At 66.1% G+C, this 16,897-nt stretch carries 27 protein-coding genes; 6 read left to right on the forward strand and 21 right to left on the reverse strand.

Annotated elements, in window-relative coordinates:
- The first annotated feature begins 52 nt into the window (after positions 1–52).
- Together ADK36_RS02145 and ADK36_RS02150 are read left to right on the forward strand one after the other, a co-directional pair.
- Entirely contained in the window at positions 53–1,429 is a 1,377-nt protein-coding gene (locus ADK36_RS02145; protein WP_048583579.1) for an AAA family ATPase, read from the forward strand.
- Positions 1,426–2,202 carry an HNH endonuclease gene (locus ADK36_RS02150; protein ID WP_053196052.1) on the forward strand — a complete coding sequence of 259 codons (777 nt, stop codon included), beginning with the start codon at positions 1,426–1,428 and terminating at the stop codon, positions 2,200–2,202. Before ADK36_RS02145 ends, ADK36_RS02150 begins: the two co-directional genes overlap by 4 nt.
- Here ADK36_RS02150 and ADK36_RS45710 read toward each other — a convergent pair.
- The 20 genes from ADK36_RS45710 to ADK36_RS02240 form a co-directional block, all read right to left on the reverse strand.
- The gene (locus tag ADK36_RS45710; protein ID WP_234329635.1) at positions 2,162–2,332 is read right to left on the reverse strand and encodes a hypothetical protein; all 171 of its coding nucleotides are present in this window, start codon (positions 2,330–2,332) and stop codon (positions 2,162–2,164) included. The two genes, ADK36_RS02150 and ADK36_RS45710, sit on opposite strands and share 41 nt — an antisense overlap.
- A gap of 286 nt (positions 2,333–2,618) precedes the next feature.
- Positions 2,619–3,725, reverse strand: a complete 1,107-nt coding sequence (locus ADK36_RS02155) for a tyrosine-type recombinase/integrase (protein ID WP_234329636.1) — start codon at positions 3,723–3,725, stop codon at positions 2,619–2,621.
- Between the two features lie 217 nt (positions 3,726–3,942).
- Positions 3,943–4,125 (reverse strand): helix-turn-helix domain-containing protein, encoded by a 183-nt coding sequence (locus ADK36_RS45715; protein ID WP_078950806.1) that lies wholly within the window; start codon positions 4,123–4,125, stop codon positions 3,943–3,945.
- Between the two features lie 122 nt (positions 4,126–4,247).
- Positions 4,248–4,490, reverse strand: a complete 243-nt coding sequence (locus tag ADK36_RS02160) for a hypothetical protein (RefSeq protein WP_053196056.1) — start codon at positions 4,488–4,490, stop codon at positions 4,248–4,250.
- Between the two features lie 19 nt (positions 4,491–4,509).
- Positions 4,510–4,758, reverse strand: coding sequence for a hypothetical protein (locus ADK36_RS02165; RefSeq protein ID WP_053196058.1), 249 nt, complete (start codon positions 4,756–4,758; stop codon positions 4,510–4,512).
- A gap of 19 nt (positions 4,759–4,777) precedes the next feature.
- The gene (locus ADK36_RS02170; protein ID WP_053196060.1) at positions 4,778–5,209 is read right to left on the reverse strand and encodes a hypothetical protein; all 432 of its coding nucleotides are present in this window, start codon (positions 5,207–5,209) and stop codon (positions 4,778–4,780) included.
- Between the two features lie 29 nt (positions 5,210–5,238).
- Positions 5,239–5,802, reverse strand: coding sequence for a hypothetical protein (locus ADK36_RS02175; RefSeq protein ID WP_053196062.1), 564 nt, complete (start codon positions 5,800–5,802; stop codon positions 5,239–5,241).
- A gap of 25 nt (positions 5,803–5,827) precedes the next feature.
- Positions 5,828–6,061, reverse strand: a complete 234-nt coding sequence (locus ADK36_RS02180) for a hypothetical protein (RefSeq protein WP_053196064.1) — start codon at positions 6,059–6,061, stop codon at positions 5,828–5,830.
- 376 nt (positions 6,062–6,437) lie between these two features.
- Positions 6,438–7,184: a hypothetical protein gene (locus tag ADK36_RS02185; protein WP_053196066.1), complete on the reverse strand. Its 747-nt coding sequence runs from the start codon at positions 7,182–7,184 to the stop codon at positions 6,438–6,440.
- A gap of 72 nt (positions 7,185–7,256) precedes the next feature.
- Positions 7,257–7,856, reverse strand: a complete 600-nt coding sequence (locus tag ADK36_RS02190; RefSeq protein ID WP_053196068.1) for a hypothetical protein — start codon at positions 7,854–7,856, stop codon at positions 7,257–7,259.
- 20 nt (positions 7,857–7,876) lie between these two features.
- Positions 7,877–8,287: a hypothetical protein gene (locus tag ADK36_RS02195; protein ID WP_053196070.1), complete on the reverse strand. Its 411-nt coding sequence runs from the start codon at positions 8,285–8,287 to the stop codon at positions 7,877–7,879.
- Positions 8,288–8,317: 30 nt separating this feature from the next.
- Entirely contained in the window at positions 8,318–8,542 is a 225-nt protein-coding gene (locus tag ADK36_RS02200) for a hypothetical protein (RefSeq protein ID WP_053196071.1), read from the reverse strand.
- 16 nt (positions 8,543–8,558) lie between these two features.
- Entirely contained in the window at positions 8,559–8,738 is a 180-nt protein-coding gene (locus ADK36_RS02205) for a hypothetical protein (protein ID WP_053196074.1), read from the reverse strand.
- 64 nt (positions 8,739–8,802) lie between these two features.
- Positions 8,803–9,099, reverse strand: coding sequence for a hypothetical protein (locus ADK36_RS02210; RefSeq protein ID WP_053196076.1), 297 nt, complete (start codon positions 9,097–9,099; stop codon positions 8,803–8,805).
- Positions 9,100–9,176: 77 nt separating this feature from the next.
- Positions 9,177–9,941, reverse strand: coding sequence for a DUF2786 domain-containing protein (locus ADK36_RS02215; protein WP_199830078.1), 765 nt, complete (start codon positions 9,939–9,941; stop codon positions 9,177–9,179).
- 72 nt (positions 9,942–10,013) lie between these two features.
- Positions 10,014–10,259: a hypothetical protein gene (locus ADK36_RS02220; protein WP_053196080.1), complete on the reverse strand. Its 246-nt coding sequence runs from the start codon at positions 10,257–10,259 to the stop codon at positions 10,014–10,016.
- A gap of 69 nt (positions 10,260–10,328) precedes the next feature.
- Positions 10,329–10,790: a hypothetical protein gene (locus ADK36_RS02225; protein WP_053196082.1), complete on the reverse strand. Its 462-nt coding sequence runs from the start codon at positions 10,788–10,790 to the stop codon at positions 10,329–10,331.
- A gap of 178 nt (positions 10,791–10,968) precedes the next feature.
- A complete protein-coding gene (locus ADK36_RS02230; protein ID WP_053196084.1) occupies positions 10,969–11,286 on the reverse strand; it encodes a hypothetical protein in 318 nt (105 codons plus the stop codon).
- Entirely contained in the window at positions 11,279–12,091 is an 813-nt protein-coding gene (locus tag ADK36_RS02235; protein ID WP_053196086.1) for a hypothetical protein, read from the reverse strand. The genes ADK36_RS02230 and ADK36_RS02235 overlap by 8 nt, the downstream gene beginning before the upstream one ends.
- A gap of 85 nt (positions 12,092–12,176) precedes the next feature.
- Positions 12,177–12,581 carry a hypothetical protein gene (locus ADK36_RS02240; protein WP_053196089.1) on the reverse strand — a complete coding sequence of 135 codons (405 nt, stop codon included), beginning with the start codon at positions 12,579–12,581 and terminating at the stop codon, positions 12,177–12,179.
- A gap of 1,734 nt (positions 12,582–14,315) precedes the next feature.
- On the opposite strand from ADK36_RS02240, the gene ADK36_RS02245 reads away from it, so the two are divergent.
- The 3 genes from ADK36_RS02245 to ADK36_RS02255 all read left to right on the forward strand — a co-directional run bounded on the left by ADK36_RS02245 (position 14,316) and on the right by ADK36_RS02255 (position 15,786).
- Positions 14,316–14,825, forward strand: a complete 510-nt coding sequence (locus ADK36_RS02245; RefSeq protein ID WP_053196091.1) for a DNA cytosine methyltransferase — start codon at positions 14,316–14,318, stop codon at positions 14,823–14,825.
- Positions 14,826–15,102: 277 nt separating this feature from the next.
- Positions 15,103–15,237: a hypothetical protein gene (locus tag ADK36_RS50885; RefSeq protein WP_267887385.1), complete on the forward strand. Its 135-nt coding sequence runs from the start codon at positions 15,103–15,105 to the stop codon at positions 15,235–15,237.
- A gap of 324 nt (positions 15,238–15,561) precedes the next feature.
- Entirely contained in the window at positions 15,562–15,786 is a 225-nt protein-coding gene (locus tag ADK36_RS02255; RefSeq protein WP_078950808.1) for a hypothetical protein, read from the forward strand.
- Here ADK36_RS02255 and ADK36_RS02260 read toward each other — a convergent pair.
- Positions 15,783–16,373, reverse strand: coding sequence for a hypothetical protein (locus ADK36_RS02260; protein WP_159391072.1), 591 nt, complete (start codon positions 16,371–16,373; stop codon positions 15,783–15,785). The genes ADK36_RS02255 and ADK36_RS02260 overlap by 4 nt on opposite strands.
- A gap of 161 nt (positions 16,374–16,534) precedes the next feature.
- Here ADK36_RS02260 and ADK36_RS02265 point away from each other — a divergent pair, with 161 nt between their 5' ends.
- Entirely contained in the window at positions 16,535–16,888 is a 354-nt protein-coding gene (locus tag ADK36_RS02265; RefSeq protein ID WP_234329637.1) for a hypothetical protein, read from the forward strand.
- Positions 16,889–16,897: the final 9 nt, after the last annotated feature.

The raw sequence follows: 16,897 nt of genomic DNA on the forward strand, positions 1-16,897 counted from the left end.
GCTGACCTCGCCGTCCCCGGTCGGGGAACAGACGGTCGACAAGGAGGGCTGGGTGTACGTCACAGAGTTCGGCCTCTCCAATGTCCGGGGCTTTCACGGGTCCCGTGCAGTGGACACGCTCACCCTGCCCCAGCCCGGTGATGACGGCAGTTGGACGGTCATCGCGGGACGCAACGGCTCCGGAAAGTCCACGCTCCTGCGCGCCTTGGCCCTCGCGCTCGCGGGCCCACAGGTGGCTCGTGCCCTCGCCCGGGATTTCAGCGGCTGGATCACCACCGGTGAGACGGCAGGGTGGTGCCGGGCCGCCGTCTCACCCGACTACTCGGTCGACCAACTCACCGGCCGGGGCCGGGGACCGGACGGGCGCATGATGCTCGGCCTGGAATGGACGCTGCCGAGCGCCGACGGCCTCCGGCACGGCACCTTCGGCGGCTCCGTGCAGCCCTCGCTGTCCCGGTACGGCGGCGTCACTCACAGCGCTCCCGCATCCGACCGCGGCCCCTGGTCCGACAATCCGCAAGGCTGGTTCTGTGCCGCGTACGGCCCGTTCCGGCGCCTCGTGGGTGGCAGCGGGGAAGCTCAACGACTGATGCTCTCGCCGGGGCCCGCCGGACGGATGGCCTCGCTCTTCCACGAGGACGCCTCGCTCGCCGAGGGCGTCAGCTGGCTCAAGGAGTTGCGGCTGCGCAGCCTGGAGGGCAGCGAGGAAGCCACCGAGCTCCTGGACACCGTCAAGGAACTGCTCTCCGACGGCCTGCTACCGGACAGATATCGGGCACTGCGGGTCTCGTCCGAAGGACTGTGGGTGGCACCGGCCGACGCCCCGGAGCGGGCCTATCCGCTACGGGAGATGAGCGACGGCTTCCGAACCGTCGTGGCCCTGGTCCTCGATCTGGTCCGGCAGCTCCAAACCGCGTACGGAACCCTTGACCTCGGAACGGACGAGGACGGTCATCCGGTCGTACGGATGCCGGGTGTGGTCATCATCGACGAGGTGGACGCCCATCTGCACGTCACCTGGCAACGGGAGATCGGCGACTGGCTGAAGAGCCACTTCCCGAGGATCCAGTTCATCGTGACCAGCCACAGCCCGTACATCTGCCAGGCCGCGGACCCGGGGGGACTGATCCGGCTGCCGGGGCCCGAGGAGCAGCGAGCGCCCGAGGCAGTGGCACCGGACCTGTACCAGCGGATCGTGTACGGCAGCGGCGAGGATGCCGTGCTCTCCGAGCTCTTCGGCCTGGAGACCCCGTACTCCGAGCGCGCGGACAGGCTGCGAAGGCTGCTCGTGCGCCTGGAAGAGAAGGTCTTCGACGGTGAGGCGAGCGCCGACGAAGTCGCGGAGTACAAGGAGCTGGCGGCCAAGCTGACGAGTTCCCGCACCGCACGGGTCTACGAGATGGCGGCGCACCTCGCAGGTGACGAGTGATCCCCGTCCAGCGGCTGCCCGCCACTCACGCGATGACCAGGCTGTGCGACTTTCGCACGGAGAAGATCCGGGAAGCGGGAGCCGCCGGCAAGGCCGCCCATGAGCAGTGGAAGGCCGCGAAATCTGCCCGCAGGCACATCAAAGGTCTACTCGAGCAGATGGCACCCGGCCGCATCCGCTGCATGTACTGCCTGGACAGCCAGGGCACCGACATCGACCACTTCGAGCCGAAGGCTCGTACCCCGCTGCGCACCTTTTGCTGGGACAACCACCTGCTGGCCTGCTCTCACTGCAACAGCAACGAGAAGCGCGACCTCTTCCCCTGTGACCCCGAAACGGGCACCTGCCTGCTCATCGACCCAACCGTGGACGACCCGGCGGACCATCTCAAGCTGCTGCCGAGAACGGGTGAGCTGAAATGCCGCACCCGCAAGGGGTGGCAGAGCATCGAGGTCTTCGGGCTGAACCGCGACGAGTTACGGAAGGGCCGCGCGGACGCGTGCGAGATGTTCATCTCCGGACTCATCCGCTGGCACGATCAGGTGCGGCTCGGGAAGACCGAGGCTGCCGCGCGCACAGCCGTACGACTACGCCGGGCGGATTTTCCGGAGGTGCTCCGTACGCTCGAAGGTCTGGCCGGAACGCCTCTCGCCTCCGTCCTGGAAGACCGGCACTTCCCCGAGGCCCTGTCCACCTGGGTCGCCGACCGCGATCACCGGGGAGCGATCCCTGTCATTCGCCTCTCCGGTCCGGTGCCGTGGACCAGCCGATGAGGGCGCCGCGCAGTGCGGCCACCAAGCGGGAGGCGGCCTCGTCCTCGGTGCGGCCGCTCTTGATGAGGTCGAGGATGTCGCGGGGGTCGAACAGGGCGTTCCACAGGTGCAGGGCCTCAATCTCGGGCAAGGTGCTCCTCGCCTTCCGAGACGCGGCCGACTCCCGGTAAGCGGATCCCGGCACGGAAAAGACCAGGGGCCCGACCCCAAAGAGTCGGACCCCTTCTGACCTGCATGTTTGCCAGATCAGAGACGTGGCGATAGGTCAGCCGCTACACATTGAAGCGGAACGTCCACCACAACGCTCCCACCTGCGGAAACATGCCCTCTGAAGATCCGATCCAGCACAGATCCAGCACGGTAGAGACTCACCCAGCACATCCAGCACATCCAGCACATCCAGCACATCCAGCACATCAGGCTGCGGGGCCATACCCGGAGGGCTCGTCCGGGGCCTCGCTCGGAACCTCGACAGGCACCGGGCCCATGGCCTTCTGCATGATCGCCCGGCAGCGGTCCCACGCCTCGGGAACGAGGTGGCCATAGATGTCGACCGTGGTCTTGATGCTCTTGTGGCCGAGCCAGCGCGAGACCTCGTGAATCGGGATGCCAGCCGCCAGGGCCGTCGAGGCGAAGAAGTGGCGAAGCGAGTGCGGGTGGTACTTCGGCTTGCCCTCGGCGTCCACCAGCCCGGCCGCCACGCAAGCCTTCCTGAAGTGGTAGCTGTACGTGTTGGCGGTGGGCATGATGCCCTTCCCTCGCTCGCGAGGCGCGAAGAACACCTCGACCTGTCGCGTCTTCCCCGCCGCGTTCTGGAAGGTGAGCGGGATCGGCTCCCACAGCTCCACGTGGGCGGCGATCTCGTCGCATACGAAGGGCGCCGCCGGCACGTCGCGGTACTCGCCCTCTTCGCGGTGCTTGAGGGGGACAAGGCGCGTCTTGCAGTCCTCGCGGTGGGCCTTCGAGCTGATCTGCCAGCGCACACGGATCACGTCGTTGCGGAGGCAGCCGGTGTGGAAGGCGAGTGCTTCACTGACACGCAACCCGACCCCCGCCTGTAGCCAAACGGTGAGCTTGTACTGAGGAGACATGTGCTGGTGCAGGAGGCGGACCTCGGGCAGGGTGGGGATCTCGTCCTCGTCGACCGCGTTGTTGCCCGGCGCGGTCTTTACGTCCTTGGTCGGGTCCTCCTGGATGACCTTTTCTTCCTTGGCGGACCAGAAGATGTGCTTCACCATCTTCATTCGGTCGTACACCGTGCTGGCAGCGAGTTCCTTACTAATTGCCGCCTTGAAGTGCTCGATGTCCCGCTTCGCTACTCCGGCCATGGTCTTCCGCCCGAGCCGGGGTATCAGGTGCTTGTCAATGAATCCTCGATAGTTCGAATACGTCGAGTCCCCAATGACACGACGCGCCAGCCAGTCTTCCACGTACGTCCGTACGGTGACCTTCCCCGCGTTGGGGTCGATGAACGTTCCCTGGTCCTTGTCGTTCTCGACCTTGTTGGCGAAGGCGTCCGCCACCGTCTTCTTCGCGAAGCTGGTTTCCCGTTGCCTCGCCGTCCGACCACCCGGCTCCCTGTATCTGACGGTCCAGTCATGGCCGCAGCGGACTTTCTCGCACGGGTAAAGCGGGCTTCTCTCGTCGGTCTTGCATCTCTGAAAAACGGTGGCCATGCGGCCCCCTTTCTCTGAAAATTGGGCAGACTTCACCCGTCGTTGAAATTTGGAGGAACGGGAGTTATCCGTAGTTTTCGTTCAGGTAAGTCACGATGTCGCGCTCACGGAAACGCAGAAGGCGTCCGACTTTCTGGGGAGTTAGACCCCAGGCGCGATACTTATTCCGAACCGTGGTCTCGCTGACCTTCAGCCATTCGGCTACTTCTTCCGGCGTCAGCAGCCGGTTACTCCCGCCTGCCGTCAAGCCGCCACCCGCTCACTAGCGCGGGCACCCAGCGCCCCATCTGAGGTGGTGTGCTTGGCGAGATGGGCTGTCATGTCGTCGCGGTACGCGATAGCGATCCCCTTTCGGTCCAATGTTTACAGTCAGGCCGCGCAGTTGGAGGCGTGCTCCTCGTAGGAGCGGCGGGACTGCCTCGTCAGGTGCCACATGCCGAACTCGCACTCGTAGGCACGGTTCTCTCGGTTGATCGGACCGCGCCCTCGGATCGTCTGGGCCTGGCGGTCGCGCTTGGCCTGCGCGCGGCCGAGAGCCTTCTCGGCGGAGCGCTTGTCAGGGAAGGCTCGTTTGTCGGAGCAGTCGCAGGTGTAGAAGTCGACGGTCTTCACGGAGTACTCCTTCGGCTGATCAGGAACGGTTCTTCGGGGCGAGGCCATTCCGCCGAGCCATCCGCATGTAGGTGAGGACGGTCTGACGCTGGACTCCGAGGTAGTCGGCGAAGTGGCGGGCGGGGTTCAGCACTCCTTCGGCCTCGGCTTTCAGGTAGTGCTCGGCGAGACGGGCAAGGAAGGCTTTGGTCACGCGCTGGCCCTCTCGGAGGGAGCGCAGTTCGGCGACCTGGGCCGTGGTGATTCTGGGGGCGCGGAGTTCGGTCATGGCGGGTCCGTTCTGGGGGTCACTTCGCCCGGAACTTGTCGCACGGGCAGGTGGGGAGCTGACAAGCGCCTCTGCCAGCGCCTGCTGCGGAGTGGGTGAAGGGTGCGTGTCCGCATTCGGGGTGGAAGCAGTAGCCCTTCCAGCCCTTCTTGCCGTCCACGTTGGCCAGCATCACGCCGGGGCTGTGGAGTTGAACTAGGCGGCCGGTGCCTCCGAACGCCATCTTCGAGGCGAAGGTCTTGATCTCTGCCTCGCTGCCGAAGGGGCCGAAGTTCAGGCCGCGGTGGCCGTCCGCCCAGGTGTGGACGAGGGCCAGGGTGTTACGCATCTGGATGAGGTCGGCGGCTTCCTTGAAGACGGCCTTGGCCATCTGGTCGGCGCTCTCGAAGGTGGGGTCCTCCAAAAGCGCCTTCAACGCCTCGACCTCTTCCTTCCTGGGGGTCAGTCGCATGGACCAACCTTAACACTGTGGTCTCATGTTTACAGTGTGAGCGGAATGAGCTGCATCACACGGTCGCGGAGCTGGGCCATGGTGCTGTCGTTGGGGATCACGTCGTCGTACAGGTACCCGGCGAGGGCGTTCTCGCTGACGTGGCCTGCCTCGCGAATCAGCTCCTGGCCCGGCCGCTCGATCCGCACGACCAGCCCCCCGCGCTCCCGGATCGCGTTCGCCTCGTTGGGGAATCGCACATCCGTGATGACGGTCGGGCCCCACGACTCGAAGTCGCGGAACAGAGCGTCGACCCACACGTCCTGACCGAGGACTCCCCGGCCGCCTTCCGTACCGAGCCGCTGGTAGTAGCCGCGCACCACCGGATACATCTCCTTCACGTCGGCCCAGCCGTACGAGTCGACCTCGTACCGCAGGGAGGTGACCCCTTCGGGATAGTGGGGCTCGATCAACACCGGGTCGAGGGCGTACAGCACCTCGCGAACCTTGTCCGCGAAGGCCCGGCGGGTCCAACCCATGTCGAGAAGCGCCTGAGCTGCGGTGTCCTTGCCCGAGCGCGCGGCGCCGGCAAGACCTATCAGGGGTGCGGGCATCTGTCTGTCTCCTTCGTTGCGGGGGTCAGTGGCTGCGAGGACGGCGGAGCTGACTCCGTACGGCCATGTGCTCGGCGCGCTCGTCGACCCGGCGCACAATCAGGTCTCGCGAGGTGATCCCGAGGCGGTCCTTGTCGAGCGCGTCCGGCTCGTACAGCTCGGCCTCGGCCGGGATCGACTCCGAGCGACGGAGCCCGTCGAACCAGTCCAGGGCCTCGGCCTTGGTCGCGAACTCCATCGGCAGGTGCAGGCGGAACACAGTGGGTCTTCCTTTCGGGTTGGTCAGCCTTCGCGGCTGTCTACGAGTCGGCACAGGCCGGGGGCGGTGACTCGGCCCTCGCATACGTCGCAGTCGCAGTCGTGCAGGCAGGTACCGCAGGTGGACTCGTCGCAGTAGGGGTCGGGGCCGTGCCAGTTGTGGGAGGGGTCCGGGTCGGGGCAGCCCCACGCGTCACAGCTCCGGTCCTTGGCCCACGTTGGATAGAGGATGTGCTCGCGGCGGCCGAGGAGTCCGTGAACGAGCGGGCGGCCAGGGCAGGTGAAGCGGGAGCGGTCGGCGGCGTCCTGGCCGGTGAAACTAGCTCGGCATCGGGTGCACTGAAGGCGGCCTTCTGGGCGCTTGCGTAGGTGGTGCCTCACTTGTCGGCAGCCGGGGCGCCGAACGCGGGGACGGGGGCGCCGAGAGTCCACGTCGGCCCGGACTTCGGGGCGGCCTCATCGATGGCGGCCTCGAAAGACCAGGCGCCTTCCATCAGGCTCTTGCGCATTTGCAGCTCGGCGTGACGGCCCTGGAGTTCGCGGAGCATCCGGTCGACCTCGCGGTACTCCTCGCGCAGGGCAGCCGTGCGCTTGGCGCGCTTCTCGCGGGCGACCGCGACGGCCTTCGTGTAGACGTGCGTGGCGTCCTCCTGGTGGAGCCCGACCAGGGCCCGGATCAGCTCGCGCGTCTTGTCGCGGGTGCCCCTCGGCGCCGGGTAGTCGTCGATGCCGCCTTCCCTGCGGCGCACGGAGAAGTTCCAGTCCATGTCGCGCTTCGTGTAGACGTGCACCCCTTCGGCCAGGGTCGACCCCCACACTTCGAGGTCGCCTTCGCAGTCGGCGTAGTGGGCTCGGCCGTACCCGACGTAGAAGCCGGTCGGGAGGAACTCCCAGGCGTTCTCGTTGGGGCCGTTGGTGTGCCAGGTGACGAGCGGCTCGTCGTACTTCGGCATGATCCGGACCGTCCCGCGGATTCGGGGGCCGGTCACTCGGTAGGCGGTTACCCACGGCCGGTCGGTGGTGGCCCACGGCTTGTCGTTGGGCTCCTCGGCCAAGCGCTCGAAGTAGACGGTGCCGAAGGACAGGCCGACGTGCCCGGCGTACTCGAACTCGGTCGCGCTCATGTTGGTCTCTGCTTTCCGTGTGGGGCCGCCCCCGCCCTCTCTCTTTGCGGGAAGAGGCGGCCGGTTCAATGTTTACACCTGGGTCTGGGCTGCGACGGTGCCAGCGGATCGGGCGGCGTAGAAGCGGAGGGCGTCGCGAGCCTGTGCTCGGGCATCCGGGCGGCCGTAGAAGCCGAAGCAGGAGTCGACGTGCTCCCAGGTGTCCATGGACGCGTCAGGGTCGTCGTCGCGGGTCCAGCCGACGCGCTCCTCGACCACGAAGCCCCACACCTCTCCCTCGGCCCATGCCTCGTACTCCTGCATTTCGGCCTCGACGTACCCCTCGGTCATGAGGCCGCCGTCGATAGCGCGGGCCTCCTCGCCGGTCACGTACCAGAGGGATCGCGGCCCCCGCTCCGGGCTGGACTCCAGCACGATCCCGCCGTGGTAGATCGAGACGTAGCGCGTGAAGATGTCCACGCCGGTCCAGCGGTTCCACTTCAAGCGCTCCCATGCCTCGGCAAGCGGGCCGCCGTCCTTGTCGACGGGGTGGTACTGCCCGGCGTGGGTGTCGATCGTGATGACGTGGACGAGCGTCTCGTCGTCGTTGCGGGGATTCTCGGGGTGCTCGTCGCGGACCAGGCGGACGCGGAAACGGCCGTCGTCGGTGGTGGCGAGAACGTCGTCAGACATGTTGGCTTCCTTCGGATGCGTCAGGCGGCGAGGCGGGCGGCATGGGCGTCGGCGTCCCAGGCTGGGAGGACAAGGCCGAGTTCGGCGTACCGGGCGGCGCGGGCCGTGGCGCGGGTCGGGCCGCTGAACTTGCAGCCCTTGTGACGGCGCGGCGGTGCCGGGTTGGCGCCCTTGCGCTCCCGCATGTGGCTGTAGAAGACCTCGATGTCGACGGCGCACAGGAGGCAGTGCAGGGCCCATCGGTGTTCGCTGCCGGGGTAGCCCTCGTGGACCCCGGCGCATCGGGTGCGGGTGCACCCCTCGGGCTCGTCGACCGGCTCGGTGCGGGTGGTGTAGCCGAGTTCGAGCATGCGGGCCCAGGCCGCTTGGAGGCTCTCCAGGTTGCGCGGGTTAGGGCGCAGGAAGGAGGAGAGGAACGGGGCGGTGGTCATGTGTCCTGCCTTTCATGGGAGTTGGAGAGATCAGTTGCCGTTGGCGCGGTCGAGGGCCTCGTCGGCGTACGCGGTGAGGATTCGGCGGGCGATCTCGTGCTGCCGGTACTCGCTCGCCATGCGGTCGAGCCTCTGGCCATAGGCGCCGAGGTAACCGAGGTACGGGCCGAACTCCAAGGTCACGGCGTACTGCATGTCGGCGTCGATCTGCGCCTTCTCCTCAGTCAGCTCGATGTGGTCGCGGAGGTTCTTCACGGCGGAGTCCTTCGGGTCAGTTGGGGGCGGGGAGGTAGCCGAGGGTGCCGGCGGAGTCGATGACCCAGACCTCGCCCTCGTCGAAGACCAGGTCTCGGGCGGTGATCTCGGAGCCGCAGCGGTCGCAGCGGAAGAGTCCGGAGGGCTGGACGCCGAAGGGGGCCTTGCCGCACTCGGCGCAGATGATCGTGGTCATTGGTAGCCTTTCGGGGTGGCCCCTCCTCGCTCCCTGTGAGGAGGGGCCACGTGCGTGGGAGGGGTTACGCCTGCCGTTCGGCTTCGGTGTCGGCGAGGATCGCGAGCAGCTCGTCGCAGGCCGCGTATTCGGCAGGGCTGACGTGGCGCCATTCCTCGTCGGGGAGCATCTCGACCGGCAGCGCGAGGGCCAGGCTCTCGGCGGTCTCCGCGAGGTTGCACAGCGTGTACCACTCTTGCGTGCCGGGGTCGTAGTCGTTGCGCCACGCGTCGACCTCTCGCGTGGTCTTGAGCACGTCGGCTACGAGCTTCTTGATCCTTTCGAACGGGATCGACTCGGCGTTCTCAACGGACGGCATCATGTCCGGCTCTTCCTGTGTTCGAAGGGGGCCGCTCTCTGCTCTCCCTGTATGCAGGGAGCGGCCGTGGAGAGGGGCGGTCAGGAGGTGAGGGCGCGGCGCCGCTGACCGACGCGGGTCTGTCCCAGGTCAGCGCGGTTCGCTGCCGCCCGCCCTGCGTCGAGGCCGGTTCCACGTCGGCGCGAGGAGCCGCTCGGCGTTCGGGCGTCGGGGTAGGCCGCCGCGAAGCGGGCCGCGATCACGGACTTTCGGTCTGCCAAGACCAGCTCGGCCGAGCGGCCCGAGGCGGCGGCCGGAGCTTCCTGCTGGGCGCGGGCTTCGATCTCCTGGAGGCGTTCGTGAATGCGGAGGATGAACCCCGCCATCCATGCCTTCCGGTAGGTGATCAGCTTCTCGCCCGGCGCGGGGCGCCCCTGGCGGACGCCGTTGAACATCTGAAGGAGGAGCGACGTGAACAGCATCTCTACGCGGTCGAGGTCGGACTCGTATCCGAAGAGATGAACCTCGGTCCTCCCCCGCGTCACGCTCTTCTTCAAGCTCTCGCAGTGCAGCGCGTGAGCGAGATGGCCAAGGAGGTGTAGCTGATCGCTCGCGTACGTGCCCTCGACGACGATCATGCGGTCACCCGGCCGGTCGGCGTTCGGGTCGGATTCGGCGAGCATCGCTCTTTCGATCCCGTACTTCGCCATCAGCTCGGCGGCCTTCGCGAAGTACACCTGGGCCTCGTCGGGACTGGCGGCCGGATCTTCAGCCTTCGCAAGAAGGGCACGAATCTTCGCGAGCTTACCGTTCTCTGGTTCCATGTTTACACCTTGGGTAGTGGTTACCGACGCGCGGGTTGGCATCGTCAGGGGGTAGGGACCGCCTACCGCCGACCTCCTTTCGGAGGTTTCGCCTTTGCGCTGAAGGGGGGTGGATCAGACGGCGATCAGGTCCCAGCCGTCGAGGATGTGAGCAATGGCCATGTCGTCGATGTGGGCCTTGGCCGCCCTCTCGCGGTCCGCGTACGTCGGCAGGTCGAAGTTCTTGACGGCCTGGGCCGACGGGTCGGCCGCGCCGGGCTCGAAGAATCCTGCGACCACCACGTCTCCGATCCGGACGAGGAGGGACAGTGCGCCGCACTCGGGGGCGATGAAGGCGATCGAGTCGTCAATCTTGATCATGTCTGGATGCGCTTTCGTGAGGGGGCCTCCCCGCTCTCCCTGTGTGCAGAGAGGCCCGAAGGGGAAGGGTCAGGGGGTCGCGGCGCGGACGGCATCGCGCACGGCCGTGAGCTTGGACTTCAGCTCTGCGAGGGTGGCGGCGTTCCTGTCCGCGCGGTCGCGTTCCCACGTCCAGATGTCGCGGTACACCTCGTCGTCCGGGTTGTCGGCAAGGAGCTTCCGGGCGCGGTCGGCCTCGACCAGCTCGTACGCCTCGCGGCGGACGACGGCGGCCAAGAGCGGTTCCCAGTGGGTCACCATCAGCTCGTTGTCCTCGACGATCCGCCACGAGACCGCGTGTTGCAGTGCGGCGGCGAAGTCAGCGCGATGGTGGTACTCCTTCGCCCGGTGTGAAAGCTCCTTGTCCTCTGCCTTGCGGGCCATGAGCCGGAACTCTTCGCGGTCGTATCCCAGGGCCAGGCAGTAGATCGCGCCGTGAGGCAGCAAGGTGCCGGCGGCAGCCTTCACCGCGGATTGGACATGGGTGTTCATGGGGCCTCGCATTCGAGTGATGGGGATGGACTGACGCGGGCTGGCATCGTCAGAGGGCAGGAACCGCCTGCCGCTGACACCCCAAGTGGGGTGTTTCGCCTTTGCGTTGGGGGATCGGGGGCCGTCCCCGCCCACTCCCTGTTTAGGAAGGGACGGCCGAGCTATGCGGGGTGAGGGATCACCGGCGGTACACGGGGATCGGAGTGTCGGAGTCGCCCTCCCACGTGATCCACTCGCCGTAGAACCCGATGCGGATCTGCGTCCGGCCCTCGCTGTTCTCCCTGATCAGGACCCGGCCAACTCGCCAACCGTCCCGCCGGTAACGCGAGGGGTTGGCGGCCAGGCCGATTACCTCGTCCCCGCCCCTGACTTCGCGAGCGGGTACCGGCTCGGACATGACGGCGCACTGTTCACTGGCCGAGCGGTGGACCTCGAAGTCGCGGTACTGCCTGCGAGGCACCTTGCGCATCTCGGGAATCGCGATGTCCTCACGCACCGGCCACCGCCAAGGCGAGCTGACCCGGGATCTCGTTGCGCATGACCGCGCGACCGAGGTCAAGGAAGTGTTCGTCTCGGGCGTCGTTGTACGCCTCCCGCACGTCGTCCCAGTCCGCGCAACCGTCCTCGTCGCGGTAACCCAGATCCCAGAGAGCCTCGGACCCGTGCTTGACGATGGACTTGTGGTCGGCCTCGGAGTCGTACGGGAAGTGCAGCTTCACGTCTTCGAGGACCTCTTCGAGGTTCTCCTCAAACACCCCGCGACGCTGGTCGTCGTAGTCGTCCTCGTCGAGGAACGGATACTCGTACTTGACGAACTCGACCAGGGCGACGGCCGTGCGGAACGCTGCGGTGAACGCCTGGGTGCCGTGGCAGTCTCCGGTGCAGTCGGACCCATAGCAGATGTCCACAAGCGGGTCACAGCTCGGGGCACACTCCTGCCCGTGAACGCCGGCACAGTCCTCGGGGCATCCCCCCTCGTAGACCTGGACGTAGAGTTCCGCTACGTCCCAGGCCGACGACCCACCACCGCACTCGTAGAGCTGCTCGTCCGACACTTCGGTGTCGGTTCGCCCCTCGTCGGCGGCGCAGCGGATCAGGTCACGAGCGACCTCAAAGTTCGACTTGTCCCCGATCCAACCCGTCCGGTCGTCGTGCCACGTGAACATCTCGACATGCGTCGGGGTGTCCTCCGTGCCGTACGTTCCCGTGCGCCAGGACGGCCAGGATCGGTAGGCGTCCTCCAGACGGGCCGCGTACTTGGCGAGCACCTCATCAGAGGGCGTGCCGTAGTCGGAGTGCATGTGTCCTCACAGTCAGGAGAGGGGGCCGCCCCTGCCCTCTCCCTGTGTGGGAAGGGGCGGCCTGGTTACAGGTTTACACTCAGGGCTAGGCGTCGACTGTCTCGACGAAACCGGCGCCCTCACGGTCGGCGAGCTGGTCCTCCAGCTCCGCGATCCGCTGGCGAGCCTTGTCGTAGGCGTACGACACCTCGTCCAGGCGGGTCCGCAGGTTGTAAGCGATGGTCAGCAGGTCGAACCGCTGGACCTCACGCTTGGCAAGGTCGACCGGCCGGACCGGCTTACCGGCCTCCACCTGGGCGATCACGTCGGGGGCGATGAAGACGAACCCGCCGCAGTAGGCGCACCGCTCCTCGGCATCCTGCTCGGAGAGGTTCCGCTCGTAGAAGCTGAAGTCGACGCATTGGTAGCACCGGAAGTCGCCGTCCGACTTCTTCACTCCGACCGCCTTGCCGTTCTCACGGTCGGCGTCGCTGAACACGTACTCGGTCAAGTGACCTTGCCTTTCGCGTCGAGCTGGTCTCAAGTTTACACCAGCCTATTTGATTCGCCGGACCCGACCGGTTCGGCTTGGTCTCAACTTTACCACATTCACCGTTCGGAGTTTCGCGTTTGACCTGGTCAGCGGTAGGCACTCCCATTGTCCTACCGCCCGGACCGTGTGGCCGGTTGCGCTACCCCTCTCTAACCTTGCGGCTCGTTCGGTGCGGTCACACCTTAACACGCTTTCCGGTCCGTCCCGCAACCCCTTTGCGTGAACTGCGGTTTCCCGTTCCTGCGTGCCTTACGTCCGCCCCGTTGCCGGGCCGTTCGTCGTGGTGTGGTCACACCTTAACACGGCCGACGGACCGCACCGCAACCCCGGCCGTGACCGGCCTGCCTGCCCTCTCGCGCGCGTACGCGTAGGACCTGGCCTGTCTGTCCTGCTGTGCGTTGCGTTGCCCTCATGTGCCCGCTCATGGACTGTGTGGCGTTGTGTGCCCTGCCCATGCGCTCACGTACAGCTATGCAGTGAGATGCGCGGGATGCGACCGCATGAGCGCGTATGTCACTTTTCAACGCCGAACGGCTGGCCTGGTGGCTCAATGTCCGTTTCGCCATGCTCGGGCGCAGGGGTGGGGGTATGACCCCTCGCAGGTGACTTTCCCGGCCGCCGGGTCTTAGCAGCTCGGATTCTGCCACGGTTCCAAGGTCGAACAGGCTGCCGAATGGCGTCAACTTCCCTGGAGATGCGGGAAGATGCCCCATCGTCCTGTGTACGATTTGGGAATCTATCAGGCACCGCCCGCGATGCCTGGTTGGAGAGCAAGGGCGTCGGTCAGGAGATACGCCATACCTCACTGCGGCGCTCTGCTCTGCAACCAGATTCTCCAACGTCATCGCGGGCCGCCCGGAGTGCAGGACCGCGCAGTTACCGCGTGTGCCTCGCCGGGCCCGGGCGCAGGGGCAAATACATGCCTGCGCCAGCGCTAGGTGCAACCGGAAGAGCCTTGCCAGGGCTCTGGAAGGAAAGGATCATGTGCTAATGGCGAGCACATTTGACCCGTGAGCCGCGGGCTGCCGATCACGCTGAGCGTTGAAGTCGTTTCTGTGTCGATCGCAGTCCACCCATGGGTAGGAGTCGCTCTTCTGGGTGTCGCTCTCGTTGTACTCGGAGGAATTTTCCTGCCGGCCGGTTGGTCGCGCAGCCCCGAGAGACGACGGGACTTCAGACGCCTCGCTCAACTCATCCTCCGCTTCCTGCTGCGGAGGGATTGATGAAGAGCGAGATGACCCGAGCCCCTCCAACAGCGGCCGTGTAGATGAAGGGTGGCGCTCAACGGCGCCGCCCTTTGTCGTTCGCAAGCGCCTTCGCTCTCACGCCCAGGCGCAAGCCTGTAAGGCGTCTTCACGAAGGGGCGGCCTACCGGCCGCCACAGCCGCTTGCGGTCTTCATGCTGTCCGCCCTTCGGGCGGCACCACTCCTTCGCCGTCGCCCTTCGGGCGCCGTCGGACTATGAGCGAGGTCACAGGCTTCCCCGTTTCCGGAAGCAAGATCGTTTAGCGACTTGTAAGTGTAAGTACGTAAGTCGCGAGGCTCGCGAGGCTTGAGCCCCTGTCGGGGCTCGCCTGCATGAAGACGCCGTACGTACATCGCAGGTTGCAGGCTTGGCCCCCGAAGGGGGCCTCCTGATCGAAGACGAAGGACGCGAGTACGTACGTACGTCTCTCGCGCGAGGGGGTCCGCTTGGAGATCCTCGAACTCTGCGCTGGGTACGGCGGCCTGGGTGCGGCGGTGGCCCCGCTCGTGAACGGTCGCCTCGCATACGTCGCAGAGAGCGCGCCCGGACCGAGTGCAGTCCTGGCCGAGAGGTACCCAGACGCACCCAACCTCGGCGACATCCGCGACATCGACTGGGTTCAACTCGTGGGCCTGATCGACGTGATCACCGCAGGGTTCCCCTGCCAGGACATCAGCATTGCGGGGAACCGGGTTGGAATTCGAGGCGCTCGCTCTGGAGTTTGGGTCCACGTCGCTGAAGCAGTTCGCATCGTTCGCCCCCGCTTCGTCTTCCTGGAAAACGTCTCGAACCTCCGGACGCGCGGCCTCGAAGTCGTCGTCTCCGACCTGGCCGAGATCGGGTATAGCGCGCGGTGGGTGTGCGTACGAGCTTCCGAAGCTGGTGCTCCCCACCTGCGAGACCGTTGGTTCTGCATCGCGACCCCTGAAGACGCCGACAGCGAACCTCGGATCTAACGGCGGCCCCCGCCACCCTGACGAACGCCGAGCTGGTGGTCACGGCCCCACGCTCGACGACGAGGCGAGCTTCGTTCTCCCCTACTCCTGCGCGATCCGCGAAGGCCGCGAGCCCGAGCCCGAGATCGACGGTCCCCACTCCCCCGCTTCCTGGTGGGGCGAGTACCTCCCCGGCATTCGTCGGTGGGAGGACGTGACCGGCCGGGCCGCTCCTCCGCCAACCGAGATCGGCCTTCAAGGCAGTCCGCGCGTCAGCGCGCGTTGGGTCGAGTGGCTCATGGGCCTTCCCCGCGGATACGTCACCGACGTGCCCGGCCTGACGCGCGGACAACAGCTTCAGATCCTCGGCAACGGCGTCGTCCCTCAACAGGCGTCGGCCGCGTTCGCGGCCCTCCTCGACCTGGAGGTGTGATGCCGAACTGGTCCTCGTCGGACAGGCGCGAGCGTCTGCCGGCGGACTGGCCGAAGATCCGACTCCGCGTCCTGCGACGAGACGGTCACCGCTGCACCGCCCGCGATCAGTACGGGGAGCGCTGCGAGGAACTCGCAACGGACGTAGACCACATCGTGCCTGGTGATGACCATCGAGAGACCAACCTAAGAGCACTCTGCGGGTTTCATCACCAGGCCAAATCCTCCCGCGAGGGAGCCCTCGCCCTGGCTGCCCAACGGCGCCGGATCGGCAAGCGATTCAAGCGGACCGAGGCCCATCCGGGCCTCCTCTGAGGGGGTGCCCGTGTTCACCGTTGCCTGGGTCGCTTGGATCGGCCTCTTCGTCGTGATCGAGGGCGCCGCTCTCTACCTGAAAGAGCCCGGCGACACCCTGTCCGAGCACATCTGGAAGTGGTTCCACACCGCGAAGGGCACCGTGCCGGACCGGACAACCCGGCTACGCCGCTTCGTCCTGGTCGCGTTCATAGCCTGGCTGTCAGCTCACTTCCTCTCGGGCGGGACCTTCTAGCTTCCTGAGCAATCCGGTAGGTCTTCGTACTTCCGCGGGCCATTCACCATGTTGGTCCAGGACATCAACAGCTTTGTGTCCTTCCGCAGCTCTTCGCGATAGTTGGAGTCCACCCATACGAGCCCCTCATCAGCTTGCATGGACCAGTACCTCCCCTCCCAATCCTGGTAGGAGAGGTTCGCAAAATCGAGCTTGGCGAGGATTGGCTTTCCATCCTTCTGCTTCAGGTTGAACGTGTAGGTGACAGCCGTGCAAGGCGCAACGTTCGGGACCCTGAACCAAAGCTGATTCTTGCTGTCGTACGCAGGACTAAAGAAGACGTCTACACCGCGCACGGTGTGATGCGAGTAGTTGCGCAGGTAGAGACGTCCGTCCTGGGTCCTTACGTCAAATAGCGCTGCCTGCTGCTTTCTTTCGCGGGCTCGCGCCTCGCCACTCTGTTGCAGCTGGTCTTTCGTTGCCATCCATTGCAGGAATGAGCCCACGCCAGCGAACAGCAGGCTGAAAACTGCGACCGCAGCAACAATGTAGTTGGTGGTGACTTCGACCAAGGCGACCTGCTCTTGAGCATCCGCCTCACTGCTCACTGCCTGCCGCCTTGACTGAAACCGCACGAGATGGCGATGGCGACGATTCATCTACTCCCCCGGAACCGGTTAGGTGGTGAGCGCTTGTGCCTGGACCCGTACCGCAACGCGAAGCCGACCTAGCACGCCCTCGCCACCGCAAGGGAGGCGACGTCAGCACGGTGACCAAGGGGATCGCTCGGCCGACGAAGATACCGAACAGCGACCGCTCCTGGCATCCGATCGCCAAGCGCCTATGGGACTCCCTGAAGGAGTCCGGCCAGGCCGACTTCTACCAGGCGAGCGACTGGGCCCTCGCCTACTCCCTCTGCGAAGACCTCTCCTTCTACAAGAAGTCGGGGAAGCGGTCGGGTCAGATGCTCCAGACCATCTACAGCGCCTTCGAGCGGCTGCTCGTCGCCGAGGGCGACCGGCGCCGTGTGCGCATCGAACTGCATGAGCCCGAGCCCGAGGAGCAGTCTGCGGCTGTCCTCGCCATCGCTGACTACAAGAAGGATCTCGGACTCGCCGAGTAGCTCCGGGGG

Source organism: Streptomyces viridochromogenes (assembly GCF_001270495.1).
Taxonomy (GTDB): Bacteria; Actinomycetota; Actinomycetes; order Streptomycetales; family Streptomycetaceae; genus Streptomyces; species Streptomyces viridochromogenes_A.

Coding starts and splice junctions, on each gene's coding strand:
- ADK36_RS02195 (WP_053196070.1), bottom strand. CDS start 8,287: ATGACCACCGCCCCGTTCCTCTCCTCCTTCCTGCGCCCTAACCCGCGC.
- ADK36_RS02190 (WP_053196068.1), bottom strand. CDS start 7,856: ATGTCTGACGACGTTCTCGCCACCACCGACGACGGCCGTTTCCGCGTC.
- ADK36_RS02210 (WP_053196076.1), bottom strand. CDS start 9,099: ATGATGCCGTCCGTTGAGAACGCCGAGTCGATCCCGTTCGAAAGGATC.
- ADK36_RS02165 (WP_053196058.1), bottom strand. CDS start 4,758: ATGACCGAACTCCGCGCCCCCAGAATCACCACGGCCCAGGTCGCCGAA.
- ADK36_RS02225 (WP_053196082.1), bottom strand. CDS start 10,790: ATGAACACCCATGTCCAATCCGCGGTGAAGGCTGCCGCCGGCACCTTG.
- ADK36_RS02235 (WP_053196086.1), bottom strand. CDS start 12,091: ATGCACTCCGACTACGGCACGCCCTCTGATGAGGTGCTCGCCAAGTAC.
- ADK36_RS02220 (WP_053196080.1), bottom strand. CDS start 10,259: ATGATCAAGATTGACGACTCGATCGCCTTCATCGCCCCCGAGTGCGGC.
- ADK36_RS02170 (WP_053196060.1), bottom strand. CDS start 5,209: ATGCGACTGACCCCCAGGAAGGAAGAGGTCGAGGCGTTGAAGGCGCTT.
- ADK36_RS02185 (WP_053196066.1), bottom strand. CDS start 7,184: ATGAGCGCGACCGAGTTCGAGTACGCCGGGCACGTCGGCCTGTCCTTC.
- ADK36_RS02175 (WP_053196062.1), bottom strand. CDS start 5,802: ATGCCCGCACCCCTGATAGGTCTTGCCGGCGCCGCGCGCTCGGGCAAG.
- ADK36_RS02215 (WP_199830078.1), bottom strand. CDS start 9,941: ATGCCAACCCGCGCGTCGGTAACCACTACCCAAGGTGTAAACATGGAA.
- ADK36_RS50885 (WP_267887385.1), top strand. CDS start 15,103: ATGGGCCTTCCCCGCGGATACGTCACCGACGTGCCCGGCCTGACGCGC.
- ADK36_RS02205 (WP_053196074.1), bottom strand. CDS start 8,738: ATGACCACGATCATCTGCGCCGAGTGCGGCAAGGCCCCCTTCGGCGTC.